Origin of the sequence: Bowmanella pacifica (genome assembly GCF_014645355.1) — a bacterium.
GTDB classification, from domain to species: domain Bacteria; phylum Pseudomonadota; class Gammaproteobacteria; order Enterobacterales; family Alteromonadaceae; genus Bowmanella; species Bowmanella pacifica.
On sequence record NZ_BMLS01000005.1, the window covers coordinates 231,509 to 256,676 of the forward strand.

Sequence of the window (25,168 nt, forward strand, 5' to 3'; positions counted from 1 at the left end):
CCCCTTATGCATTTTTAAGCCCGGTAAAGAAACGGCTTAACACTCGATGATATTAACTGCCAATCCACCGCGAGCCGTTGACTAGTTTGCGCTGCCGCTCGTCCCTGTGCGGCAGCTTGTCCATCCGCCTTCGCCCTGGCGATAAAGTGTGATTTATCTTGTGCTACGGCGGCTGGCCGGGCGTCCTGCCCGGTAAAGAAACGGCTTAACATTCGATGATATTAACCGCCAGTCCGCCTCTTGCCGTTTCTTTGTACTTAGATTTCATATCGTTGCCGGTGTCCCACATGGTTTTGATGACTTTATCCAGTGACACTTTATGCTCACCGCTACCGCGCATAGCTAAGCGAGCGGCGTTGATGGCTTTGATGGCACCCATAGCGTTGCGCTCAATGCAGGGCACTTGGACCAAACCGCCAACAGGATCGCAAGTCAGGCCTAAATTGTGCTCCATACCAATTTCGGCGGCATTTTCTACCGCGGACACACTGGCCCCCAGTATTTCAGTCAGTGCCCCGGCGGCCATGGAGCAGGCTACGCCCACTTCTCCCTGACAACCCACTTCAGCACCTGAGATGGAGGCATTCTTTTTATACAAAATACCTATTGCCGCAGCTGTTAGCAGGTAACGTACCGCTGTGTCTTCGTCCACCGGACGGACAAATTTGTCAAAGTAGCAAAGTACCGCGGGAATAATGCCGGCCGCGCCATTGGTGGGGGCGGTGACCACCCGGCTACCTGCTGCATTCTCTTCATTAACGGCCAGGGCAAAAAGATTCACCCAATCCATGGCGGCCATGGGGTCGGCACTTTTTTCGTTTTGCAGTTTACGGTACAGATCTGGTGCTCGACGTCTGACCTTCAGACCGCCAGGCAAAATGCCTTCGGTCATCTTGCCTTTTTCTACACAGGCCGCCATAACCTGCCAGATATGCCAAAGCTTGGCGCGAATTTCCTTTTCACTCTGAAACACCTGTTCGTTTTTTAGCATCAGGGTGCTGATACGCATACCATGTTCTTTACAATGGGCCATTAGCTCGGCAGCGGTTTCAAAGGGGAAGGGCACGGGTTGTTCATCATGCTTCAGTGCCGTGGCTTTTTCTTCCTCGAAATCTTCTTCCTTAATAATAAAGCCGCCACCGATACTGTAATAGGTTTGGCTGGCCAGTAGCTCTTCACCTTCATAAGCAAAAAATGTCAGGCCATTGGAATGTAGCTTAAGGGTTTTGCGGCGGTGGAAGACAATAGCTCCTTCACGTGGAAAACTAACCTGCTTTTCGCCGCCCAGATTAATCTGCTGGGTGTTGTCTATCTCTGCCAGCATGGCATCGACCTGATCTACATCCACGGTTTCTGGATCATGGCCAAGTAAACCCAAGATAGCCGCTTTGCCTGTGCCATGCCCTTTGCCGGTTTGACCCAGTGACCCATATAATTCTGTTTTGACAAAGTCGGTGCGCGTAAACAGACCCCGGTCTTTGAGATCCTGTAAAAAAGCTTTGGCTGCACGCATCGGGCCGACCGTATGGGAGCTGGACGGGCCGATGCCGACACTGAACATGTCAAATACACTGATCATAGGGTTCTCATTTAAAAATTCTTGTAACTGTCCAATATTGACTATTCTGGTCAATCTGACAAACAGACAAAAGTAATCCACCGGATTAGAAAAGTTAATCTGATGTAAAGTTTTCTGTGGTTGGGTTTGCCAGGTGCGATGGCGTACTGTTCGTACTAAAGGAAAAAGCGATAAAACAAAACGATGTGGCTTACTCCAGGTGATTGGCCAGGTTGCGCACAAACGCCGCCGTAGCTCCCCAGATATGTTGGTTTTGCCAATGAATAAAATAAACGGGGTGGGGGATGCCGCGACGTTCGGCAACATGGATCATATGGTTTTGCTTATTCATCAGATAGCTCAGAGGTACCTCAAAAACCGACGCCACTTCGTTATGGTCGGGCACTAATACCTTCGGCGGTGGCAACAAACCGATAAAAGGGGTGACTTCATAGCCACTGATGGTGCGATAGCGGGGCAGTTGGCCGACAATCTCGACATTACTGGTATCTATACCGATTTCTTCGCGAGTCTCGCGCAGGGCCGTGTCCAGTAAATCAGTATCGCTTTGTTCCTGCCGTCCTCCGGGAAAGCTGACCTGGCCGGCATGGTGTTTTAAATGGCTGGCTCTGCGAGTAAATAATAAAGTGAGTTCGTCCCGCTCAATAATAGGCATTAATACGGCGGCAGGGCTGCCGGGCCTTCGCAGTGGAAAATCTGCCTCGCCGCCCACCTGGCGGACATGATGAAATCGATTCAGAAACTCGCTCTTGAGCATAGTGTGTGGCTGACTCCCTTAGTGATTACTCCTTGTCTGACCTGCCTGAAGCGGAAACAGTTGCTAACACCGGCAGAATTTTATTCACTTTGTGCAGGGTTTCCTGATATTCGGCCTGCGGCTGTGAATCTAATACGATACCGCCGCCTGCCCAGCAGTGAATACGTTGATTTTCACATATCAGCGTACGGATACAGATGCTGGTGTCCATACGACCCTGGGCGGATAGATACCCAATGCTGCCACAGTACAAATGACGAGAGTGGGGTTCAAGCTCGTCAATCACCTGCATAGCCCGTATTTTTGGTGCCCCGGTAATAGATCCACCGGGAAAGGCGCCGCGCAACAAATCCACTGCTGATGCTTCGGGGTTCAGCTTTCCCTCTACGGTGCTGACCAGGTGGTGCACAGCCGGGAAGCTTTCAATATCAAACAGCTTTGGCACGTTTACCGAACCGCTTTGGCAGTGCTTGCTTAAATCGTTGCGCAATAGGTCCACAATCATCAGGTTTTCGGCACGGTCTTTGTCGGCCTGACGCAATTCGTTGGCGAGGATCGCATCCTGCGCAGCGTCCTGGTGTCTGGGACGAGTGCCTTTAATCGGCTTGGTTTGCACCTTATCGCCGTCGACCAATAAAAATCGCTCCGGCGACAAACTCAAAATTGCGGTGTTGGCTAAACGCATAAAGGCCGAAAAGGGCGCTTGATTACTGGCGCGCAGGGTCAGATAGGCCAGCCACTCATCACCCTGATAAGGAGCGCTAAAGCGCTGCGCCAAATTGACCTGGTAGCAATCACCTGCGAGCAGGTAGTCATGAATGCGTGCTAACTTTTGCAGATATTCTGCCTCACTCATATTGGCTTGCCAGTCGCCGGTTAAGCTAAATTTACCGGCGTTTTTGGCTGGTTTATCTAGCTGTGCTATTAGTTCCTCTGCACTGGGGGCTGGGTGATCAGGGTGCGCATAAAGCCGGGTTTGACCTGTGTGATTGTCTTTCACCACAGCCCAGCTATAAAAACCCACCGCCATATCCGGTGCCTGAATGTCTTTTTCGGCCTTGGCGGGTAAGACTTCAAAACAGCGGCCCAGATCGTAGCTAAAATACCCTGCTGCGCCGCAGGTAAAAGGGGCATTAAGGTGTTCGATATCAGGGAATAATGCGCTGTTTAATGCGTCCACCAGACTAAGCGGATCCGCGCTTCGGTATTCAACACTGTCGGTGCTGCGCTGCCATATCTGGCTTGTCCCCTCGAAGGTTTGGATATGGGCAACCGGGTTGGCCAGCAGAATATCGTAGCGTCCGTTTTCATGTTGGCTTTGCGCAGAGTCCAGCAATAGGGCCCAGGGCTGATGGGCAAAATGCGCAAACAGATTCAGAATGGGTAAGTTATCAGGTAGTAACGTGGTATTCACAAGATTCCCAAAAAGGCATGGCATCCAGACCAAAGGCTAATCAGATACAGGCTATCCGGCCTTGGTCGCCGCGGCTAATGGGAGTATCATACTGCAACAACAAGAAAGACCAAGCAGGTAGCCGCATTGAAGGTTACCGAGTGTGTAAAAATCAGACAACGCGATGAGGCAAAAGCATGGCTGTGATTCGTCAGCAGGATTTTATCGATAGCATCGAAGATGCCCTACAGTTTATCTCCTATTACCACCCGCTGGACTATGTGAAGGCGGTTGAGAAGGCCTACGAAAGAGAGCAAAGCCAGGCCGCCAAAGATGCCATGGCGCAAATCCTGATTAACTCCCGTATGTCTGCCGAAGGCCACCGTCCGCTTTGTCAGGACACCGGCATTGTGACCTGTTTCGTCAAAATCGGTATGGGAGTACAGTGGGATAAAACCGATATGACAGTGCAGCAGATGGTGGATGAAGGCACTCGCCGTGCCTACCTTAACCCTGACAATCCGCTGCGCGCCTCGATTGTGGCCGACCCGGCCGGTAGCCGTAAAAACACCAAAGATAACACCCCTTCAGTGGTGCATATCGATATGGTGGAAGGCGACCATATCGAAGTGATGATCGCGGCCAAAGGCGGCGGTAGCGAAAACAAATCCAAGATGGTGATGCTAAACCCCAGCGATGATATTGCCGAGTGGGTAGTTAAAACCCTGCCCACTATGGGGGCCGGTTGGTGTCCGCCTGGTATGTTAGGTTTGGGTATTGGTGGCACGGCGGAAAAAGCCGCGGTGCTGGCCAAAGAAAGCCTGATGGATCCGGTGGATATCCATGAATTGATGGAACGTGGCGCCGAGACCACCGAAGAAAAACTGCGCCTGGATATTTTCAATAAAGTAAATGCCCTGGGCATTGGCGCGCAGGGCCTGGGCGGTCTGACCACAGTGGTGGACATTAAAATCAAGTCGGTGCCTACCCACGCGGCGTCTAAGCCGGTGGTGATGATCCCTAACTGTGCGGCTACCCGCCACGTGCATTTCCATTTAGATGGCAGCGGCCCCGCTGAGCTGACCCCGCCTAAACTGGAAGACTGGCCGCAAGTGACCTGGGAAGTGGGGGCTAACACCCGCCGCGTGAATCTGGATACCGTCACCAAAGAAGAAATTCAACAGTGGAAGTCCGGTGAAACCGTGCTGCTGTCAGGCAAAATGCTTACCGGTCGCGACGCTGCGCACAAACGTATTCAGACCATGCTGCAAAACGGCGAAGGCCTGCCTGAAGGGGTTGATCTGACGAACCGCTTTATTTACTACGTGGGTCCTGTGGATGCCGTAGGTAATGAAGTGGTTGGCCCCGCTGGCCCGACTACGGCGACGCGTATGGACAAGTTTACCGATATGATGCTGGAGCAAACCGGTCTTATCGGCATGATTGGTAAAGCCGAGCGTGGTCCTGCCACAGTAGAGAGTATTGCCAAGCACAAAGCCGTGTATTTGATGGCTGTTGGCGGCGCCGCTTATCTGGTGTCTAAGGCAATTAAAAAGTCCCGTGTGGTGGCTTTTGAAGATTTGGGCATGGAAGCTATCTACGAATTTGAAGTAGAAGATATGCCAGTGACAGTGGCGGTGGACAGCCAGGGCTGTAATGCCCACCAGACCGGCCCTGCCATTTGGAAAGCCAAAATTGAAGAACTGGACGCGGCATTGTCCAAGTAAAGCAAACCAATAAAGGCGTCTTAGGACGCCTTTATCTTTTTATCTCACAGGAAGAATGAACCTGTTTACGTAGAACCTGGTTTGGCAAAGGAAAGTGCCAGGCCGGATAGGTTTAGCTACTTGCCTGCTTGAGCTTAAACTGCCTTCTGCTTGGGTCGTAAGCCACATCGCTGGTATCGAATGCGCTCGACAGCGCATTTTGCACTGTCTTATCTGTGGCGCTGCCACAAACCACTTTGCCATCATCCACAATCCAGATTTGATCGGCTAACTCCAGGCTCAATTCCAGGTCGTGGCTGGATAACAGCACGATTTTCTCTGAAGTATGAGCGTAGCGTCTTAGCAAGCTCATTACCTCCACTCGTCCTGGGAGATCGAGAAACGCAGTGATCTCGTCAAGCACCATGACATCGGCATTCTGGGCTAATGCTCTGGAGATCATCACCCGTTGACGCTCACCGTCAGATAATCCATCCAGTGGTTTATCTGCAAAGCGCTTGGTATTTAATCTGTGCATGGCATTTTCAACCGCGGCTTTATCTGCCTGGGTTAATTGGCCGCGCCAGTTGGTGTAGGGTTGTCTGCCCAGTTCGATAACATCGCGGGCGGTTAACCCTGGACTGGAAATCCTGTCCGTAGTGACCACGGAAATCAATCTGGCGCGGGACTGCGCCGTCATTTCGTGTAAGTTAACCTGATTCAAACTGACCTCACCCATAAGTGGCCCTTGCAGGCCGCTTATGGTGCGCAGCAGCGTCGATTTTCCTACCCCATTGCGGCCAACCACACAGACAAAGGTTCCGGCCGCAACAGACAGCGCGACATTGCTTAACACCTTGCCTCTGGGGCCAGCATAACCAGCACATAAATTAGTTAGTTTAAGCATTTAGATGCGCCCCCTGAGTCCTTGATTGGTCAGTAACAAACCAATTACAACGGGTGCACCTACCAGCGCCAGAATGGCGTTTAGATGCAAAAAATGCTGATCCCAGGGAAGGTGCACTATGGCATCGGCAATAGTGGCTAAAAGTGCCCCACATAGCGCGGCAATAGGCAGCAACTTTACGATTTGTGAGGTTCTGGCAATTGCCCTGGCAAAATGCGGCACTATCAGCCCGATAAAGGTGATTGGGCCACAATAGGCGGTGATGGGGGCGACCAGCAAAACCACCGCCGCTAAGGTCAGCCAGCGGAGTTTTTTAACCTCTGCTCCCATGCTGCGTGCATAGGTTTCACCCAGCAACATCGCACTGAGACCTTTGGCACTAAAGCAGGCAATCAAAAGACCGATTAGGGTTGGCACCAGTATAAAACCTAAATCGGCAAATTCAGTACCGGCAAAGGTACCGTCGTTCCATCCGGAAAATACCCGCCCGCCAATGCGATTGGCAAAGTGCATCACAATGCTGACCAACCCTTGCACGGTAAAACCCAGCATCAGGCCAACCACTAGCAGGGTAATATTGTTCACGCGCCTGGATAGCCCGGCCATAATGAAGGCGAAAACCGTGACCCCAATAATAGCCCCAGCCGTTAAGCCGACCCCCTGAAAAGCGGTTAGAAATGCCAGCGCTGCAGGGCCAGCGAAAGCCGCGGCTGTGACAATTAGGGCCACACCTAACTGTCCGCCTGCGAGTAAGCCCAGTGACCAGGCGTCAGCCATAGGATTGCGAAACAGCGCCTGCATTAGCACCCCCGATATCCCCAGTGCTGCGCCGGCAATCAGACCTGTCAGGATCCTGGGTAAGCGAATATCACGAACAATCTGGGTAGCAACGGGATCTGTATCTGGGGCAAAAACAGCTAAGGAGAGCCTGTCCAAACCCAAGGCCACCTGACCAAAAGACAGGTTGAACAGGATTATCATCATTAAGCAGAGGATACATGCAGTGACAATGACTTGCTGAAGTACAGCGGGATTTAGTTGGCTTATCGAATTGTTTTTCATGATCTGGGTGTCTGATTATCAGGTTGAACATATCTGTAGGGCGCCTTAAGCAGGTCGGGATACAGCATTTGGATCAGGTCTTGCAAAATCAGATCCGGGCGTATCTGCCCTGTGGCATAAATATCAAAGGCGTCTATTTCGGGATGACGTGAGCCGTCGGCAGCGAATAAGCAGCCTTCCCGCCAGGCTTTAAAGTTGCGTAAAAACTTTGTGTCATTAAAGGGCTGCGAATGGCTGTCGCGGATTATCCAGCAATCAATATCACGGGCTTCTTGCAACAGGGTTTCGGAGCTCATCTGAACAAAGTCATCAATATGGATATCATCCGGCTGTGCCATAGGGTTGATGCCTCCGGCATCCTCTATCAGCGCATTGTCGGCGTTTCGCACTGTGACCATCCAGCGCTCACCACCGCTGTACCAGGAACTCAGCACTTTTTTACGGGGAGCAGAGCGAACCAGGCTTTTCAAGTGTTCAACATTGGCTGCGACTTTGCTGACAAAGTTTTCTGCTTCCTGCTCCTTGCCTGTCATCATGCCTACCAGCCGCACATAGTCTACCGGCCCCATGTAGTTAATTTCTGCTTCAAAAAAAACAGGTACGACAGGAATGCCAAGAGCGTTGATTCTGTCCATGTGTCCGGCATGAGAAAGGCTGCCCATCACCATCAGCAAGACATCAGGCCTGGCATTTAGCAAGGGATCCATATTGGGCGGTTTATGCCAGCCGTAACCAATTTGGGCAATGTCGCCGCTTTTTACTTTGGCACGAATATCATCGTTGTAGCTTTTTACCCCACCAACCGCCACGAGCCTGTCCTCTAAGCCCAATTCGCTGACAATGGCCTCCAAAAAGGCATAGTTTGTGGCTATCCGTTTTACCGGCGTTCTGATGACAGCGGCATCGCTAAGCTTGCCCGATAGCACGGGTAAGGGCTGCCCCTCAGGCACTAACACAATGCGGGCGCTTAGGTCATCGCCCTGTGCCGAGCCACTCCAGGTCACCACTGGGGCTTTTAGCTCAACGACTTTGTAGCCGCTGCTCTCATAGACGCTAAACGTGTTTGTGTGGGCTAATTGAACTGGCCTGAGTTTTTTGTCTACCGGCTGGTACGCATGGGCCGCGATGTCTACCGGCACTGCCGGTTTGTTGCAGGCCACAATGAATGCAACCAGCAATATTAACAAGGTGCTACGCATCAGAATGTCATCCTTAAGCCTAACCGCAGCTGACGTGGTGTGCCGGGGGTGGCATTAGTTGCTGCGGTGCGGGAAGCGGCAAAATAGTAAAAATATTCCTCGTCCAGCAGGTTGGTAATTGACAGATCTACCGTTAACTTGTCGTCTTCCAAGGGTGTGAATGTCGCTGACAAGTTAACCAGTTGATGTTGGCCGGTTCTCACCTGGTTTGACAAATCCACAAAGTAATTGCCGTACCATTCATATGACAGTCTGGCTTGTAGCCATTGGCTGAATTGATGGCTGACTTCAGAATAAAAAATATGCTCGGGAACCCCTTGAGGGGTGTGGTTTGTGTAATCACTGTCTGGCTCACCAAAGGAGCCTGCAATAATCAGCTCATCCCACTTGGGGGCAAGGTAGGTATAGTTGAACAGCAGCTGCGTGGCTGGTGTTGGCCGGTAGCTGACCGAGGCTTCCAGACCATGGCTGGTGTACTTTTGCCCTGTGGTAGCAAGTGTTGGCGGCCCTGCTGGGTTGGGGTTATCAATAAAAATACGCCGATCCTTTTGTTCAAAGTAGAACAGTGCCGTTTCCCAGCTCAGGTTGCGGTCAAGTGCCTGACCTTTCCAGCCGAGCTCGTAGTTGTCTATGGTGGTTGGGGCTTCGTCCCGTGCGTAGCGATTCGGGTCCCACTGAAACACCGGGCCAAAGTTTGAGTTAAATCCGCGCCCGTAACTCAAGTACAACAGGCTATTATCTTGCTGGTAAGCCAGTGAGGCTTTAGGAGAGATGGCATTGGCACTTCCTGACGCCGATTGGTCCACTGGCTGCGTGCCAATAACCGTAAAATCAATGTCTCTTTCAAAGGCATCAAATCTGGCCCCTAAGGTCAGGCTAAGCTTGTCGGTGAGGTCGATTTCATCCTGAATAAACAGGCCATAAAACTGGTTGGTGGTATCGGCTGCGGTGCGCAGTTGTTCACGCACAAAACAGGTATTGTCGGCCTGATCATTGATTATCTTGCCGGTGCTGTAGTCTATTAATATGTCATAAAAGCGAAAGCCGCATGCGCCGCTGAAGACGGGGTCAAGCGCGCCTGACCAGCGATCTTTCTCGTCCAGTGTGGTTCTTTCCGCACTCACTCCCGCCACTATGTTATGGCGGTCATTTTGCCAGTGAAGCAGGGCTTCGGCGAAGTAGACCGAGGTGTCATTGAACGAGGTAAATCCATTCACCCCCATCATATTGTTGGCCGGATCGAATTCAAAGTAGTCGTAGAAGTTGAGCCTGACATCACGATCAAACTGACGGGTTTGCAGCGTTACTTGCAGATCCAGACTATGGCTAAGATGGTGCTCATAACGCACGGCGCCAATCCAGCTTTGCAGGTTGTTTCTGGTCGGGCCTTGGCCAAGAAAGCTTTTTGACCCGCCAATTACCTCAACAATGTCGCCATTTGCCAAGGTGGGGATAGTGCTGGGCACGTCGGCATCGCGCTCAAAGTATGATAACCAGGCGGTAAGCTCACTGACATCGCTTAGGGCCAAGCGGGATTTGAAAAAGGCACTGCTTGTATCCTGGGCACTGTTGTCACGCCAGCCTTTGTCTTTCTCATGAGTCAGAGTGGCAAACAGGCCCGTGCCTTGCTCCGTTTGACGTTCGAGCAGCAACTGCCCACGGTAGTAATTATCGCTGCCTGCGGTCAGGGATAATTCTGTAATGTCGGTGGCCGGATCCCGGGTTTGATAATTGACAGCGCCGCCAATGGCGCCGCGCCCATATAATGCCGAGTTGGGTCCGCGAACGATCTCAACCTGCTCGACAATAGAATAGGGGACGTCAGACAACAGCACTTCTTCATCTGGCCCGACAAAAGGCATACCGTCGATAAGTGCCAAAAAGGTGTCATTGCCGTGATTACCGGTAGCACCTCTTATCGAGATGGAGGGCGTGTCTTCTCCTCTGAGAAAAAATACCCCAGGTACACCTCTGAACTCATCGGTACTGTAGGTAAGGCCTTTTTGACGCAGCACGTCAAAGGATTGCACTGTTATGGCAGCTGGTACCTCAAGCTGTCTTTTTTCGGTACGGGTGGCACTTACTACAATCCTTTCTATCTGCGCGAGCTGGCTTTGTTGTTCATCAGCCCAACTGGGATGAAGATAGAACAGGCTCGGGGCGGCTAAAAAAAATGTCCAATGTGTCCTTTTTGGCATAGATATTCCTAAATCGCCTGTTACGGCCTGGGTGTGCAAAATACAATCGCTTTCTGTGGTATGTTATATTATATCAAATCGGCTTTAAACAGGGGGGGGCAAGATTTTCTGGGGGAGTATTTACACTGCAGCTTTAGCAAAAAGCATTGGAGTAGGACCGAGGTTTACCGCGCTCAGAACAGCAAGAGTTTGCTCTGAGCGCTGGTAGAGCTATCAGTAAAAAGCGCGTTGATGCATTTAGAGGGGGTATGATGGGGCTAAGGTCTTCCTGTGGTTAGTCGTCCCGGGTGAGTACTTCAAGCAGCTCAATTTCGAAAATCAGATTGCTGTTGGCCGGGATCTTGTCGCCGATTTGTCTTTCGCCGTAGGCTAGTGCCGCCGGTACCCACAGCTTGCGTTTACCGCCAACCTGCATACCCTGCATTCCTTGGAACCAGCCCTGTATCACTTTGTTAGCGGAGAGTACGGTCTGAAACGGGCGGCCTTTATCGTAGGATGAATCAAATTCGCTGCCATCTTCCAGCCACCCGCGATAATGGGCGGTAATCAGTGCTCCTTTAACTGCCGCTTTGCCACTGCCGGTTACCAAATCTTCAATTTTTACGCTGTCTGTCATGCCATTTCTCACTTGCATGGTTCGCCAAAAACGCAGCTTACGTGCATGTGTCTGTATTTTCTAGCTAAGGCGCAGCGAAGCAGCGCTTGTACCTCAACTTGGTGTGCGGCAAAAATGGCTATATGCTGTTGCCTTAATTGGTCGCCGGCGGCGTTTATGCTGAAACTTTTTTTGCTTACCACTTTGGCCTTAGTGGCCTTTGCCGGCAATTCGGTGCTAAATCGTCTGGCCTTGCTGGATGGCAGTACCGATGCGGCCAGTTTTACTGCTATTCGCCTGTTATCCGGTGCGCTGGTTTTGCTGCTGATTGCTTCGGTAAGAACCGGCCCAGCTCAGGTTCTTAAACGCGGCAGTTGGCTGCCTGCTGCCATGTTATTTATTTATGCGGCGGCCTTTTCTTATGCCTACCAATGGCTTGAAACCGGTATCGGCGCGCTTATCCTGTTTGGTTTTGTGCAACTTAGCATGATAGCCATAGGTATGCTGACCGGCCAGCGACCGAAGAAATTGGAACTAGTTGGCATGCTGGTGTCGATGGCGGGGCTGGGGTACTTACTGGCGCCGGATAAATGGCAGCCAGACCCCTTCGGCTTTTTGTTAATGGCCGCAGCTGGCACAGCCTGGGGCGGTTATACCTTGTTGGGTAAGGGCACCAAACAGCCGCTCAATGATACGGCAATGAATTTTGTGCGCGCCACGCCCTTGGTGGTCATTTTGATGCTCTTTAGTTGGCGCCATATGCAGGTGTCAGATAATGGCGTGGTATTAGCGCTACTGTCCGGCATGCTTACCTCTGGGATCGGTTATGTCATCTGGTATGCGGCCTTGCCACAGTTACCTGTATCGCTGGCGGCGTCCTTGCAGTTATTGGTTCCTTTACTGGCAACGGCGGGGGGAGTGGTATTTAGCGGTGAACAGCTGTCAGTGAAACTGATGTTATCCGCGCTATTGATTTTGGGCGGTATCGCTTTGGTGGTGATGGCGCGAAGCAAGCCCACGCCGATCAGCTCGACAAGCAAACCTAAGGTCTAAGACAATGAACTTCGCTTGCTAAGCCCGGCTGAATTCCGCTAGGCTGCACAAAAAATCAGGGATTGACTATGCAGCCTCATTCTTATCTTCCCCGGCCCTCTAAACAGCAAATTCGTGACTTGCCTGCCTTTGCTGGCTTAAAGCCGGAAAATATTCATATGCTGATATCGGGTAACGATGTGGCGGCTGCCTGTCAAATACTTGGTCAGGCCGATGTATTGGGCTTTGATACGGAGAGCAAGCCAAGCTTTGTGGCTAATCAGTCCACCGGTGGCCCGCATTTGTTGCAACTAGCTACCGATAAAGAAGCGTTTTTATTTAGCGCTGCCTTACTTGAAGGAAATGCTCACCTGGCGGCAATTATTCAGGCCGAGCATATTCTTAAAGTGGGTTTTGGCCTTCGTTCTGACAGAGGACCTTTGCAGCATAAATTGGGGGTGGCGCTGACACCCTGTGTGGACTTAGCCAAAGTAGTGAAATCGCTGGGCTATAAAGATCAGGTGGGCGTGCAGGCTGCCGTGGCTATTGTGCTTAAGCAGTATCTGCCTAAGTCTAAGCATATCTCCACCTCAAACTGGGCGCGTTTACCCTTATCGACCGCTCAGATTGCCTATGCAGCCAATGATGCTTATGCCAGCCTATGTGTTTACCGGCAACTGCGTTTGAGCGCGCCCCAGCTGTTTATCAACGGGGGATAGCGCTCAGTTTAAGCGCCGTAGTGCTAGGTCTTGGCGGAGAAAAATGCGCAGGTTGTCATTAACGCAGCGGGGTGCAAGTTGTTAAAGCGTTTTTTACCGCACCTGCGCCGGAAAACCTATGCACCACATGTTAATATCTGTGGCTGTTTAGCAGGGCGCGTTCCTGCACAAGAATTCTTTGTTGGAGAACAATAATAGTGAATCTGGAATTCAACGCATTGCACTTAGCCCTGGCGTTTGGCGGTCTTGTTGTGGGCAGTGGTATCAGTTGGATGACGGCGGCCAGCCGGGCCCGTGCAGATAAGCAACAGATGCAAAGTGAGCTGGATAAACTCACAGAGCAATTGGCGCAAAGTCAGCACAGCCTGCACCAGGCTTATGAAGAAGTCAGTGACAAAGAACGAAGCCTTGAGAACTATCATCAACAGCAGTTACAAACGCAAAACCAATTAGGACAGTTCCGCCAGCAGGCTGAGCGTATCCCTGAATTGCAGGCGCAAAGCCGCGAGTGGCAGGACAAATGGCAGCATGCCAATGACCAGCTTAGCAGCCTGCGTACTCAGCTTGAGGCGCAGTCGGCCCGATTTGAGCAAGAACAAAAGGCCATGGCGGAAAAGTTAGCCATGTTGCAGGAAGCCGAAACTCGCTTAAAAGAGCAGTTTGAAAACCTGGCCAATAAGATATTTGAGCAGAAAACCCAGAATTTCAGCCAGGCCAGCAAGCAGAGTCTGGACTCCTTGTTAACCCCACTTAAAGATCAAATTGAAGGCTTTAAGAAGCAGGTGAGCGACCAGTATGTGCGTGAAGGGCAGGAGCGTGCCTCGCTGAAAACCGAGATCCTGGGTCTTAAAGAGCTGAACAAACAGATTACCGAAGAAGCGGCCGCTCTGACCAAAGCCCTTAAAGGCGATAATAAGCAGCAGGGCAACTGGGGTGAGATTGTGCTGGAACGCATTCTTACCGAGTCCGGTCTGCGCGAAGGGCATGAATATGACACACAAGGCCAATACAAAGATGAACAAGGTAAAGCCTACAAGCCAGATGTGATTGTGCATTTACCCGGCGGCAAGGATGTCATTATCGACGCCAAAATGTCACTGGCGGCCTATGAACGTTACTTTAATGAACAAGATGAGGACAGCCGCGCCCGCCACCTGAACGAGCATATTCAATCTATTCGTAATCATATTAAAGGGCTGGGTAATAAGGATTACCAGAAGCTTGAGGGGGTGCGAACCCTGGATTACGTGTTGATGTTTGTGCCGGTAGAACCCGCGTTTTTGCTGGCCATCGACCAGGCCCCCGACCTTATCAAGCTGGCACTGGATAACAATATTATGCTGGTTAGCCCCACCAATTTGCTGGTGGCCCTGCGTACCATTAACAATATCTGGCAGTATGAATACCAGAATCAGAATGCTCAGAAAATTGCTAAGAAAGCCGCCGATCTGTACGACAAATTTGTGGCCTTTACCGCCGATATGGAAGGGCTTGGAACATCACTGCAAACAGTGCAGAAAAAGTATGACGGTGCTTTGAAGAAGTTGTCGGAAGGGAGAGGGAACTTGGTAAGGCGGGCTGAGGAATTCAAAAGTCTGGGCGTGCAGTCTTCCAAGAAAATCAGTAGCAATTTGGCTGAACTGTCTGTGGATGAGGACGGCGATTAATCTACTAGCGGTTATTCTACGGTTTCGTTATAGTGCCGCTAAGGGCTGTTAACTTTTTGTTCTGGAAGGCAAAAGGGTGAAAGTTAGCAAAATAATGAGTGCCCCGGTGGTGACGGTCAAGATGGATGACAATCTATATCGGGTGCACGAGATATTTCAAAAGCACAAATTCCACCATGTATTAGTGGTGGACGGTAAAACCTTGCTGGGCGTTATCTCTGACCGTGACTTGCTTAAAGCGGTTAGTGCCCGGATTGGTTCGTCCAGTGCTGATGCCAGGGATCTGGCCTCCTTTCAGAAAAAGGTGTATCAGATCATGAGTCGTAATCTGATCACTATTAATCAGGACGATACGGTATTACAGGCCGTGCGTTTGTTTAACCGCCACCCCATATCCTGCCTGCCGGTCGTTGACGAGAATGCCCAATGGGTGGGAATCGTCAGTTGGCGGGATATTTTTAAGCAGATAGAACAGCGTAAGGACGCAACGTTGCTGCCTGCTGACCCCTCTAAAATCTGAACCCTTGTTACCTTTACCTGCGGCTATGCAGGGCAAAAATAAACGAATTCCCCCCCTAATCTGCGGCTGGTATGCTGTGGAGGATAATACCTATTCAAAAAAGGAACGCCCGTGACATTCAGACCCGCTCTTCTCTCCCTGGCCTTGTGTTCAGCCCTTATTGGTGCGCCAATTCACGCAAATACTGTGACCGACGCCATCAACAAAGATTTGCCCTCGTTGATGAAGGTATACAAAGACTTGCACCAACATCCTGAGTTAAGCGGTCAGGAAGTCAATACGGCAGCCAAGTTAGCCAAAGAAGCGCGCAAACTGGGGTTTGATGTGACCGAGAAAGTGGGTGGTACCGGTGTGGTGGCGTTGATGAAGAATGGTCCTGGTCCAGTGGTGATGATTCGCGCCGATATGGACGGTTTACCTGTGATTGAACAAACCGGTCTGGACTTCGCCTCAAAGGTGATTGCGACCACCGAGGAAGGTATGGAAACCGGCGTCATGCACGCCTGTGGTCATGATACTCATATGACAGGTTGGTTGGGGGCGGCGCGTCAATTGGCGGCGCGCAAGAATGAATGGTCAGGGACATTGATGATGATTCTGCAGCCAGCCGAAGAACGCGGACGCGGCGCACGCGATATGCTCAATGACGGCCTTTTCAAGCGCTTCCCCAAACCGGATTATGCCTTGGCGTTCCATAATTCATCGGCCGCACCGGCTGGTGAAATTGGTTATACGGCGGGCTACACCCTGGCCAATGTGGATAGCATCAATATTGTGGTACACGGCGTAGGTGGGCATGGTGCCTATCCCCAAAGCACCAAAGATCCCATCGTATTAGCCAGCCGAATTGTGGGCGCTTTACAGACCCTGGTCAGCCGCGAACTGGATCCGCAGGACCCGGCGGTAGTCACTGTGGGGAGCTTCCAAGCAGGCAGTAAGCACAACATTATTTCTGACAAGGCGACTTTATTGTTGACCGTGCGTAGTTACTCCGATGCCACCCGTCAGTACATCATTGACGGTATCACCCGTATCGCTAAAGGCGAAGCCATCGCCGCTGGTATACCGGATGATCTGATGCCAGAAGTGACCTATAAAAAGGAATATACGCCCTCCACCTGGAATGATCCTGACTTTACCAGGCAGATGGCAGGGGTCTTTTCCAAGCACTTTGGCGCCGATCGGGTGAAGGAAGGTAAACCAAGCATGGCAGGGGAAGATTTTGGTCGTTACTACCGTGCGGATAATAGCATTAAGAGTATGATTTTCTGGGTCGGTGGTGTACCTCAAAAGACCTGGGATGAGGCGCAGAAAACGGGCAGCAAGTTACCTTCACTGCATAGTCCATTCTGGGCGCCACAAGCGGATAAAGTGGTTGCTACTGGTGCGGAAGCCCTGACCCTGGCAACACTCAATCTTCTTAAGAAGTAAGCTTCTTTTATGTTCCGCAGGCCAGTTCACTACTGGCCTGCTCAAAATTACCACCCTGCCGTATTTTTCTCAGGCATAATGCATCGTTCTTTACTTCTCGGCTGGAGACGCCTGGTCCTCGTGAACCGCTGTGCTTTAACATGCCATGGGCTGTTGATTAGCCTCTCAATCATCAGTTGGTCGGTATTCGCCAATGAACCGCGTTGCGATGCATCACTTAAAGTGCATTTGGATCTGCATGCCCCATCAGCGTATCTCAATTCGCAGCAGCAGGTGGTGGGAATGGACGCTGATATGGCTCGTCTTATTCTGACCGAAGCGGGTTGTGAGGTTGAGTGGCATTTGTGGCCTATGACCGGGGCCCGGATTATTCGTAGTCTGAAAGACGGTGAGTTTGATGTGATGATTCGCGCATCGGACACGGAGAAACGCCGCGAGTATGCGTATTTTAGCCGCCCATATCGTCAGGAAGTGGTGGGCTTGTTCAGCCAGAAGCGAGCTGGATTACCTAGCGCGCTAACCTTAGATAAGGCATTGGCTGAAGGGCTGCGCCTCATCGGCCCTGCCAGTGGATGGTATGGAGAGCATTTTCAGCAATTGCGCAGCAAGTGGCGGGCGTTAAATCTATATACTTCTTATCCGGATGCGGCTAAGGGAGCTGAATTGTTGTTCGCCAATCCCAGTCGAGGTGATCTTATTCTTGTGGATGCGGATATTTTCTTTCATTTTGTAGGACCTGCGCGCTACGAGTCGGTGATCGTGCATGGCTCAGACTTGTTTGTTACTCCGGCCCATTTAATGCTCAGAAAAGAAGCGGTCGACGAAGAAGATTTGCAGGCCATTGACCAAGCCATTCAGGTGTTACGTCGTGATGGGCGTCTGCAAGAAATGGAGAAGCACTACCGTCCCCGTCCTTTGCTACAGATACTGCAGGAATAGTCTTGTTGCCGAATGCCATATTTGGCCGAATTGCTGACAATTTTTACTGATGGTAAGCGCTTTCTTGCGCTAAGCTTGAGCAGTGTCAACTACGCTGCAGTTTGTGCGGCGATTTTCTTGCTTTTATTGATACTCACTTCATTATTGGCAGGCCGGTTTACTGATCGCCACGTTTTTTCATTCCTGCGCTTTTTAGTATTAAATAAGCGCCTGCCAGCAAAGAGAGTACAGCTTGGAAAATATAATCAAGGACATCATCCGTGGGGTATCCAATACTTACGGACAAGCCTTTTTTGAGCAGATTTGCCTGGCACTGGATTATGCTGTTAAAGCGGATTACACCTTTATTGCCTCACTAAAACCGCAAATGTATGAGGCGCAGACGCTGGCGCTGGTGGCTAACGGTAAGCTTGTCGACAATATCAGCTATTCATTAAAAGATACGCCCTGTGCGGGGGTGTTGGAGAGACAATCTTGCTGTTATCCCGCGGATGTCTGTCACCACTTTCCTAATGACCCAATGCTCATTGATATGCAAATTGCTGGTTATTTAGGTACGGCAATCCATGATTCAAACGGTAAGGTGATGGGAATAGTGGTGGCACTTTATAAGCGTCCTATTCATGCGCCTGATACCACACAAACCCTATTTGAACTGTTTTCCGGACGAATATCGGGCGAGATGGAGCGGCTTCAGTATCAAGAGCAGTTGCAACGCCTGAATGCCTCATTGGAAAAGCGTGTTGAAGAGCGAACTAATGCGCTGCAAGACGCTATTGCGCATTTAAAGGAAGCGCAGGAGCAACTCATTGAGTCTGAAAAAATGGCGGCGCTGGGAAATCTGGTTGCTGGCGTGGCCCATGAGGTGAACACCCCGCTTGGGGTTGCCATTACCTCGGCCAGTGTTGTGCAAGATAGCTTGAATACGTTTTGGCAGACACTGCACAGCGGTAAAATGCGCCGTTCTGAAGTGGAAATGGTTGAGCAGCGAACCATGGAAGCCATGACGCTGCTGAGCAACAATCTGGCCAGAGCCAAGGAACTGGTTACCAGCTTTAAACAAACGGCCGCCGATCAGCAGTCTCTGGTACTCGAAGAGCTGAAGCTGATGGATTATTACCAGAATATTTTGCATTTGCTGTCGCCCAAAACCCAGCTTAAGCAAATTCATGTTGTGCTAAAGGGTCAGGTATCCAGGCCTGTGCTGACTTTTCCAGGGGCGCATGCGCAGATCCTGACTAATTTAATCAATAACAGCATTAATCATGGTTTTGCTGAGCCGAAAGCCCAGCCTGAGATTAAGATTGGGCTTTCTGAGCAGGAAGGGCAGGTGGTCATTCATTATCAGGATAATGGCCGCGGCTTGTCCGAGCATGAACGACTGCATATTTTTGAGCCTTTTTTCACCACGGACAGAAAAGCCGGAAATGTCGGATTAGGTATGTCTATTCTGTTTAATCTGGTCACCCAAAAGTTAAAAGGGCAGCTACAACTGGATCCTCCCGGAGAAGGGTTTGGGATCCGTATTCAGTTACCTTTGCTCTGTTAACTGTTACTTATGCCTGGTAAGTCATATGCCCTAGAGTTGCAGGCTGTTCAGATAGTCACTGCGCTCTTGTTCGCCGCTTTGCTCAAGTCGCAGTAAATGACGCATCTCCGCCTGTAAACGACGAATATCCCGGCGTAATCTGTCGTTTTCCTTCAGCAGTTCCTGGCGCTGAGCCTTGCTACTGTTGTCATCTATGATAGTCGCCTGATTATCTTCCAGGCTTTGCTGGGCCTGGTTAATCTGGCTCTGAATACCATCTATATCTTGCCTGAGGTTAGCTAACTTGCCTTCAAGCTGATGTAATTGCTGACCCTGAAAATAGCCATCTTGAAAAGACGCGAAGCCTTCATCTTCACAAAGTGGGTTAAATGCCGCCCCTTGTCTGCCAAGTGTGACCCCATTTGTGTATACACAGTAGCTCAGTATGCCTTGCTCATGGCCCGACTGATATTGGGTAAAGTCGCTGCTTAATTGGTGTTTAGCGCAATCAGCCTGGTAGCCTCTAAAGGTGGATAAGCTACGTCCCTGACTGCCGTCTGTTAGTCCCATGGCGTACCAATCCGCCACCAGGCATTCTTCTTTGCTGATACTGGCACAGCCCATTAGCAGTGACGCCGCGAAAAAAAATGCAAATAGCTTAGTGGCGGGGGCGCTGTGCATGGCAATATCCTTGGTGTTTTTATTGAGTTTGGGCTGTGTATAATGCCAGAGTAGCGGCTGACACTGAACGGGATCTTAACCTGGAATGAGTGTCAGCAAGCCGACTTTCATTTGGGTTCTTATACCTTTCATATCGTCCTCATTACCAATTAAAGGGCAAAAATGCAGGTCGATTGTAGAAAGGCGCTAGCTTGTCAGAATTACTTTGGCGTGAAGTTTTTATTAAGATCCAGGAAGAAGAAACAAGCGGGCGTGCAAGCACGCCCTTTATGTGGCCGGCTATTTGGCAGGAGTCAGTTTTAGCAGTTGGCCGTCGGGTTGATCTGTCAGCAGATACAAGGTCCCATCGGGTCCTTGTTCCACATCTCTGACCCGCTGACCGATATCCATACGCTCTTCATGGATGACCTTGTCACCGTCCAGCTCCAGACGCACCAGTTGACTGAACTTTAACGAACCAACCAGTAAATTGCCCTGCCAGTTATCAAACAATTTCCCGCTGTAAAACATCATGCCACTGGGGGCAATGGAGGGAACCCAGTAATAAAGCGGCTGTTCTAGTCCGTCTTGGCTGGTAGTGCCTATCTTGCCGCCGCCGTATTCTTCACCGTAGGTAATGACAGGCCAGCCATAGTTTTTAGTGGCTCTGGCAATGTTAATCTCATCGCCGCCCTGGGGGCCGTGCTCATGAGTCCAAAGCTCACCCGTTTGCGGATGCAGCGCTGCCCCTTGCATGTTTCTGTGTCCCAATGACCAGATTTCATCTAAGGCATTGTCCTGATTGATGTAGGGATTGTCCTTGGGGATATCGCCGTTCTTACTGATGCGTACGACTTTACCATGGTGAGTATCCAGGGTTTGCGCATCTTGCCGTCTGGAGCCCCGATCCCCCAAGGTGATAAACAGATTGCCTTGGCGATCAAATACCAGGCGGCTACCAAAGTGATAGGGGCTGTCGAGCTTTGGATTAGCCCGGAAAATAATCTCAAGCTCACTCAGGCTATCGCCATTTAACTTGGCTCTGGCCACAGCCGTGCTGCTTTCCTTGCCATCATTTAGTGGTTCGCTGAAACTAAAATATACCCACTGATTACTGGCAAAGTCAGGATCAAGTTGTACGTCCAGCAGACCGCCTTGGCCATATGCCCGGACGGCCGGTAAGCCTTTGATGGGATCGCTAACTTGCCCGCTGGTACTGATTATGCGTAAATTACCGCTTCGTTCGGTGACCAGTAAGCCGCCATCTGGCATCACGGCCATGCCCCAGGGGTGAGATAAGCCGTCGGTGACTTTCTCTATCTGTATTGGGTACTTTTCACTATCGAGTTGTGTTGCTGCCATCCCAAGTTGACTAAGCAGCAGAGCGGCCACAGAGGCTGCCAGCAGGCTTTTTTTCATGTGATTCCTTAAAGACAATTATCGCTATGCCAGATATCGGCCTGTTCAAAAAAAGAGTACACAGCCTGCAAGTTAAAAGCAAAGAGATACAGGCAGAGTGATCTTACTCATTCAATATCGCGTTTGACACTCGATTTTTCTGATATGCCTGAATCTGCGCAGTAGAAAAATGACAAAGGCGATCAAGTATTTCAAGTGCCTGTGCTGATATGGTTTGAGTATGTTCACTAACCAGAATAGATAACTCCCGCCAGTACTGTTGATTAGCGTTGATAACCTGCTGCTCTATCTGCCCGACTTCAGCCGACAACATTTCAGGGTTTTTAAATCTACCATCAATATCCACCGCTAGCAGCGATGCTGAAATACAGCGTTTCAGGGAGTCAAAGTTGCTGATGGCCGGGATTACTAGCTTACTGATATATATATGGTCGTCGGTCCGTTTCACCACACCAGGAATGAATTCAGCCAGATCGGCGATATTCGCTGGTAATTTGTCCCTATCGGCCATTTGCAACTCATTGGCTATGTCAAAGGTAAGGCCACTCGGGCTGGTGAAGTGTAGCGGTATGCTGTAAAGCCAGCTCGCTGATGTATCGGCAAAACCATACATCAGAACGCTTAGCATAGGGTCATTGAAGTTGTACTGAGCGAAAATCTCCCGGCCGGCCTTGCCTGCGTTATAGTAACTGGAAAAATGGCGTTTCTTACTGTCGAACTGAAAACGTGGAGCGCCCATTTGATGATTGGTGAGTTCTGCTAAAGGGATAAAGACAAGCTGTTCTGTATCACAGGAATTCCCAGTCCAGGTTGATACTTGCTCGGCTGCTACCCCTAGCACTCTGGACGCAAAGAAACTCTCCAGCAGAGTCTCGTTATTCAGCTCTTCTCCCACCTCAACATAATAAGGTCGGAACTTTTCATGATCACTTCGGGCACTGATTAGTTTAGAGAATAATGCCTTACATCCTGCCAGTGCAAAGAGCGGGTAACTATTACGCCAGTCGCTAAGCTTGTTACACGCATTATAAAGAGTAGTCATCAACTGCATTACCCTTGCTGCTGATGGATTTAGCATCTTGTGTTTAGGTTGTGTTTGTAGAGTGAAGTTCTGAGCCAAAGAAAAGTGGTAATCCGAAACAATTGGCATAGCGCTAAAGGGTATGCCAACGCATTGCCCGCTAGATTCACTGGCGGTATTCAGCCGGACAGACAGGTTGCCATCTTCCACTAGCAACATCAGGTGAGGGGTAAATTCTGCACCCAGAGATTGTAGTTCAGCTACCAGCTCTGACAGTACCCTTTGTGCTGCTGGATTGTTGCCTGATATAGAAACTGGGCTATTGTTTGAATGCTTTGGTGATGGCGTGAAGCCTGTACGCACTTTTGTTTGCGAAAGCACTGGGGCTAAGTGTTTTGTGTCAGAGGATTCCAATGCGTGGGACAGTGATCTGGCCTTTTTCTCTGGCAGCAGTTGATGGCAGGCGTTGAGCACCCGCTGTACTTCTTCTGGTGTGGTCTTGAGTCTGTCCCCGGTAATGATGTCTGTTATCAGTTGTTGTAAACAATCCAATGCCTGTTGCTGTTGACCGCTCTGACTTGCCGTTTCGGCCAATAGCAGGGTAACAGCCAGGTGGTATTGGCTGAGCCCCAGTAAAGGGGGAGCATATTGTTCAACTGTGGCGGGGTCATTCAGAGCTTGCGCAAGTTTAAGCAGGCTAAAACGCTGGTGAGCAGACTTTGCTGAACCATCCAGTTGCAAAGAATGTTTCAGGCAATATAGCGCCTCTGCCTGTTTGCCTAACCGCTCAGCGCTTGCTGCCATATTATCCAGACAGTGTTTTTGCTCAAGGATGTTGTCTGTAAGCTTAAGTGCTTGCTGAAACTTCAAATAGCCTAGCTGATCATTCGCTTCATATGTCAGGCATTGGGCTTCCAATATCAGACATTCATAATGGCAGGGTTTATTTGGGGGAGTGTATTTTTTCAGTAATTGCAGGGCTTTTTTAAATTTTCTCTGATTGACCAGTACTCTTATGTTGTCCAGTTTATCTTTCATGTTGTCTGCTGCTCCTGCATCTTATTGCGATGACTGAACTGAAAAAAACTCACCAAAACGATATGTTGGCTCAGGTGCTTTAGTGTTGGCAAGTAGGGCGCTGAGGATAAATAGACTAGGGTCAGCGAATGGTATTCGGTATTTTGTAATTAGGGTAAAAAAAAACGCCTCAAATGAGGCGTTTAATGACTTAAAGCTGGTCTACCCGGGTTCCCCACAGGTCATACTCGTCAGAATGTTCAATCTCTACCCTGACCAGATCGCCGGGCTTGAGCTCGGTATCCCCGTTTAGGTACACCACGCCGTCAATCTCCGGGGCGTCGGCATAGGTGCGGCCAATTGCGCCTTCTTCATCCACTTCGTCAATCAGCACATCCATTTGTGTGCCGATACGCTTAGCCAGCTTGGCGGTGCTGATCGCCTGCTGTTTTTGCATAAAGCGCTCATAGCGTTCCTGTTTGACCTCTTCAGAAACAGGATCTGGCAGCTCGTTGGCAGTAGCGCCCTCAACATCCGAATATTTAAAGCAACCCACCCGGTCAAGTTGGGCCTCGTCCAGGAAATCCAGTAGAACCTGAAAGTCTTCCTCGGTTTCACCGGGGAAGCCAACGATAAAGGTGGAACGAATCACTAGATCCGGGCACATTTCTCGCCAGGCTTTGATGCGCTCTTTAGTACGTTCCGCTGCTGCAGGACGCTTCATTAATTTAAGAATGCGCGGGCTGGCATGTTGAAGTGGGATGTCCAGGTAAGGCAGAATTTTACCTGCCGCCATCAGCGGAATTACTTTGTCCACTGAAGGGTAGGGGTAGACATAGTGCAAACGCACCCAAATGCCCATTTCAGCCAGTTTTTCACACAGCTCGGTCATGCCGGTTTTAACTGGCATACCATTCCAGAAACCGGTACGGTTTTTCACATCTACCCCATAGGCACTGGTGTCCTGGGAAATCACCAGCAGTTCTTTAACCCCGGCCGCTTGCAAACGTTTGGCTTCGTCCAAGACTTCACCCACTGGGCGGCTGACCAAATCCCCACGCATAGAAGGAATAATGCAGAAGGTACAGCGGTGGTTACAGCCTTCGGAAATTTTCAGATAGGCAAAATGACGCGGGGTCAGTTTTACACCGTGATCCGGCACCAGATTCACAAAGGGATTGTGTTCGGGTTTAGGCAGATAGTCATGTACCTGCTCAACCACGGTTTCATAAGCATGTGGGCCGGTGATGGCCAGCACATTAGGATGCACTTCACGAATGTCGTCTTCCTTGACGCCAAGGCAACCGGTCACTATCACCTTACCATTCTCAGCCAGAGCTTCGCCTATAGTGTCCAGCGATTCCTGAACTGCGGAGTCAATAAAACCACAAGTGTTAACGATCACCAGATCGGCATCGTTGTAAGTGTTTACCACATCATACCCTTCGGTACGTAGCTGAGTCAGAATGCGTTCTGAGTCCACCAGGTTTTTCGGACAACCCAGGGAGATAAAACCGATACGGTTACCGCCAGCAATATCGACTTCCTGTCCCTGTTTGGCTTGTTCGGCCAAGACTTTTTTTGGGGTATCCAGTGTCGTGGTCTGGTTCGGGGTATAGGTCTCTACGGTCATAGTGTCTCGCTGGCTAAAGGCATATTCGAACAGCCCGAAATGGGCCGGAAAAAGTCGGCGGATTATACACAAAGCCTGATGCAATGGCAGTAGCTTAGCTTAAAAACTGTGCAGTTTGTGGGCTGTTTTCGTCGGCAATGGGGGACGTGATGCAAAGAACAGCAAATAACTGAGCACCCTCAGCAG

General features: G+C 50.4%; 20 protein-coding genes. 8 read left to right on the forward strand and 12 right to left on the reverse strand.

Features of this window, described 5'->3' with window-relative positions; all coding sequences use genetic code 11:
- Positions 1 to 205: 205 nt before the first annotated feature.
- From IEX02_RS15535 to pabB, 3 genes are all read right to left on the reverse strand, one after another.
- Complete coding sequence (locus IEX02_RS15535) at positions 206 to 1,579, reverse strand: L-serine ammonia-lyase (protein ID WP_188697162.1); 1,374 nt, start codon at positions 1,577 to 1,579, stop codon at positions 206 to 208.
- Between the two features lie 190 nt (positions 1,580 to 1,769).
- Complete coding sequence (locus IEX02_RS15540; protein ID WP_188697165.1) at positions 1,770 to 2,336, reverse strand: CoA pyrophosphatase; 567 nt, start codon at positions 2,334 to 2,336, stop codon at positions 1,770 to 1,772.
- A 25-nt stretch (positions 2,337 to 2,361) separates the two neighbouring features.
- On the reverse strand, positions 2,362 to 3,750 hold the full coding sequence (gene pabB / locus IEX02_RS15545; protein ID WP_229702243.1) for an aminodeoxychorismate synthase component I: 1,389 nt from the start codon (positions 3,748 to 3,750) through the stop codon (positions 2,362 to 2,364).
- Between the two features lie 176 nt (positions 3,751 to 3,926).
- On the opposite strand from pabB, the gene IEX02_RS15550 reads away from it, so the two are divergent.
- Positions 3,927 to 5,456: a fumarate hydratase gene (locus IEX02_RS15550; protein ID WP_188697173.1), complete on the forward strand. Its 1,530-nt coding sequence runs from the start codon at positions 3,927 to 3,929 to the stop codon at positions 5,454 to 5,456.
- A gap of 112 nt (positions 5,457 to 5,568) precedes the next feature.
- On the opposite strand, the gene IEX02_RS15555 is transcribed toward IEX02_RS15550, so the two are convergent.
- The 5 genes from IEX02_RS15555 to IEX02_RS15575 all read right to left on the reverse strand — a co-directional run bounded on the left by IEX02_RS15555 (position 5,569) and on the right by IEX02_RS15575 (position 11,417).
- Entirely contained in the window at positions 5,569 to 6,342 is a 774-nt protein-coding gene (locus IEX02_RS15555) for an ABC transporter ATP-binding protein (protein ID WP_188697177.1), read from the reverse strand.
- Positions 6,343 to 7,326, reverse strand: coding sequence for a FecCD family ABC transporter permease (locus IEX02_RS15560; RefSeq protein WP_229702244.1), 984 nt, complete (start codon positions 7,324 to 7,326; stop codon positions 6,343 to 6,345).
- A 74-nt stretch (positions 7,327 to 7,400) separates the two neighbouring features.
- On the reverse strand, positions 7,401 to 8,603 hold the full coding sequence (locus IEX02_RS15565; protein ID WP_188697182.1) for an ABC transporter substrate-binding protein: 1,203 nt from the start codon (positions 8,601 to 8,603) through the stop codon (positions 7,401 to 7,403).
- Complete coding sequence (locus IEX02_RS15570) at positions 8,603 to 10,801, reverse strand: TonB-dependent receptor (RefSeq protein WP_188697185.1); 2,199 nt, start codon at positions 10,799 to 10,801, stop codon at positions 8,603 to 8,605. Before IEX02_RS15570 ends, IEX02_RS15565 begins: the two co-directional genes overlap by 1 nt.
- Before the next feature lie 274 nt (positions 10,802 to 11,075).
- Complete coding sequence (locus tag IEX02_RS15575; RefSeq protein ID WP_188697374.1) at positions 11,076 to 11,417, reverse strand: FKBP-type peptidyl-prolyl cis-trans isomerase; 342 nt, start codon at positions 11,415 to 11,417, stop codon at positions 11,076 to 11,078.
- Positions 11,418 to 11,573: 156 nt separating this feature from the next.
- Between IEX02_RS15575 and IEX02_RS15580 the strand changes: the two genes are divergently transcribed.
- The 7 genes from IEX02_RS15580 to IEX02_RS15610 all read left to right on the forward strand — a co-directional run bounded on the left by IEX02_RS15580 (position 11,574) and on the right by IEX02_RS15610 (position 19,253).
- On the forward strand, positions 11,574 to 12,449 hold the full coding sequence (locus tag IEX02_RS15580) for a DMT family transporter (RefSeq protein WP_188697188.1): 876 nt from the start codon (positions 11,574 to 11,576) through the stop codon (positions 12,447 to 12,449).
- Positions 12,450 to 12,517: 68 nt separating this feature from the next.
- On the forward strand, positions 12,518 to 13,147 hold the full coding sequence (locus tag IEX02_RS15585) for a 3'-5' exonuclease (RefSeq protein ID WP_188697191.1): 630 nt from the start codon (positions 12,518 to 12,520) through the stop codon (positions 13,145 to 13,147).
- A 197-nt stretch (positions 13,148 to 13,344) separates the two neighbouring features.
- Positions 13,345 to 14,814 carry a DNA recombination protein RmuC gene (rmuC, locus tag IEX02_RS15590; RefSeq protein WP_229702245.1) on the forward strand — a complete coding sequence of 490 codons (1,470 nt, stop codon included), beginning with the start codon at positions 13,345 to 13,347 and terminating at the stop codon, positions 14,812 to 14,814.
- 76 nt (positions 14,815 to 14,890) lie between these two features.
- Entirely contained in the window at positions 14,891 to 15,334 is a 444-nt protein-coding gene (locus tag IEX02_RS15595) for a CBS domain-containing protein (protein ID WP_188697194.1), read from the forward strand.
- A gap of 111 nt (positions 15,335 to 15,445) precedes the next feature.
- Positions 15,446 to 16,765, forward strand: a complete 1,320-nt coding sequence (locus IEX02_RS15600) for an amidohydrolase (protein WP_373285022.1) — start codon at positions 15,446 to 15,448, stop codon at positions 16,763 to 16,765.
- A gap of 153 nt (positions 16,766 to 16,918) precedes the next feature.
- A complete protein-coding gene (locus IEX02_RS15605; protein ID WP_188697197.1) occupies positions 16,919 to 17,704 on the forward strand; it encodes a substrate-binding periplasmic protein in 786 nt (261 codons plus the stop codon).
- 232 nt (positions 17,705 to 17,936) lie between these two features.
- Positions 17,937 to 19,253 carry a sensor histidine kinase gene (locus IEX02_RS15610; RefSeq protein ID WP_188697198.1) on the forward strand — a complete coding sequence of 439 codons (1,317 nt, stop codon included), beginning with the start codon at positions 17,937 to 17,939 and terminating at the stop codon, positions 19,251 to 19,253.
- A 30-nt stretch (positions 19,254 to 19,283) separates the two neighbouring features.
- On the opposite strand, the gene IEX02_RS15615 is transcribed toward IEX02_RS15610, so the two are convergent.
- From IEX02_RS15615 to rimO, 4 genes are all read right to left on the reverse strand, one after another.
- Complete coding sequence (locus tag IEX02_RS15615; RefSeq protein WP_188697201.1) at positions 19,284 to 19,913, reverse strand: DUF2799 domain-containing protein; 630 nt, start codon at positions 19,911 to 19,913, stop codon at positions 19,284 to 19,286.
- 279 nt (positions 19,914 to 20,192) lie between these two features.
- On the reverse strand, positions 20,193 to 21,311 hold the full coding sequence (locus IEX02_RS15620) for a PQQ-dependent sugar dehydrogenase (RefSeq protein ID WP_188697204.1): 1,119 nt from the start codon (positions 21,309 to 21,311) through the stop codon (positions 20,193 to 20,195).
- Positions 21,312 to 21,414: 103 nt separating this feature from the next.
- The gene (locus IEX02_RS15625) at positions 21,415 to 23,370 is read right to left on the reverse strand and encodes an SET domain-containing protein (RefSeq protein ID WP_188697207.1); all 1,956 of its coding nucleotides are present in this window, start codon (positions 23,368 to 23,370) and stop codon (positions 21,415 to 21,417) included.
- A 190-nt stretch (positions 23,371 to 23,560) separates the two neighbouring features.
- The gene (gene rimO, locus IEX02_RS15630; protein WP_188697209.1) at positions 23,561 to 24,982 is read right to left on the reverse strand and encodes a 30S ribosomal protein S12 methylthiotransferase RimO; all 1,422 of its coding nucleotides are present in this window, start codon (positions 24,980 to 24,982) and stop codon (positions 23,561 to 23,563) included.
- Positions 24,983 to 25,168: the final 186 nt, after the last annotated feature.

What these genes read in the sequence shown, in the direction of transcription:
- IEX02_RS15565 (WP_188697182.1), bottom strand. Translation starts at nt 8,603, where the DNA reads ATGCGTAGCACCTTGTTAATATTGCTGGTTGCATTCATTGTGGCCTGC.
- IEX02_RS15625 (WP_188697207.1), bottom strand. Translation starts at nt 23,370, where the DNA reads ATGAAAGATAAACTGGACAACATAAGAGTACTGGTCAATCAGAGAAAA.
- IEX02_RS15535 (WP_188697162.1), bottom strand. Translation starts at nt 1,579, where the DNA reads ATGATCAGTGTATTTGACATGTTCAGTGTCGGCATCGGCCCGTCCAGC.
- rimO (WP_188697209.1), bottom strand. Translation starts at nt 24,982, where the DNA reads ATGACCGTAGAGACCTATACCCCGAACCAGACCACGACACTGGATACC.
- IEX02_RS15570 (WP_188697185.1), bottom strand. Translation starts at nt 10,801, where the DNA reads ATGCCAAAAAGGACACATTGGACATTTTTTTTAGCCGCCCCGAGCCTG.
- IEX02_RS15560 (WP_229702244.1), bottom strand. Translation starts at nt 7,326, where the DNA reads ATGATGATAATCCTGTTCAACCTGTCTTTTGGTCAGGTGGCCTTGGGT.
- IEX02_RS15540 (WP_188697165.1), bottom strand. Translation starts at nt 2,336, where the DNA reads ATGCTCAAGAGCGAGTTTCTGAATCGATTTCATCATGTCCGCCAGGTG.
- IEX02_RS15615 (WP_188697201.1), bottom strand. Translation starts at nt 19,913, where the DNA reads ATGCACAGCGCCCCCGCCACTAAGCTATTTGCATTTTTTTTCGCGGCG.
- IEX02_RS15620 (WP_188697204.1), bottom strand. Translation starts at nt 21,311, where the DNA reads ATGAAAAAAAGCCTGCTGGCAGCCTCTGTGGCCGCTCTGCTGCTTAGT.
- IEX02_RS15580 (WP_188697188.1), top strand. Translation starts at nt 11,574, where the DNA reads ATGCTGAAACTTTTTTTGCTTACCACTTTGGCCTTAGTGGCCTTTGCC.
- IEX02_RS15555 (WP_188697177.1), bottom strand. Translation starts at nt 6,342, where the DNA reads ATGCTTAAACTAACTAATTTATGTGCTGGTTATGCTGGCCCCAGAGGC.
- IEX02_RS15550 (WP_188697173.1), top strand. Translation starts at nt 3,927, where the DNA reads ATGGCTGTGATTCGTCAGCAGGATTTTATCGATAGCATCGAAGATGCC.
- IEX02_RS15585 (WP_188697191.1), top strand. Translation starts at nt 12,518, where the DNA reads ATGCAGCCTCATTCTTATCTTCCCCGGCCCTCTAAACAGCAAATTCGT.
- IEX02_RS15575 (WP_188697374.1), bottom strand. Translation starts at nt 11,417, where the DNA reads ATGACAGACAGCGTAAAAATTGAAGATTTGGTAACCGGCAGTGGCAAA.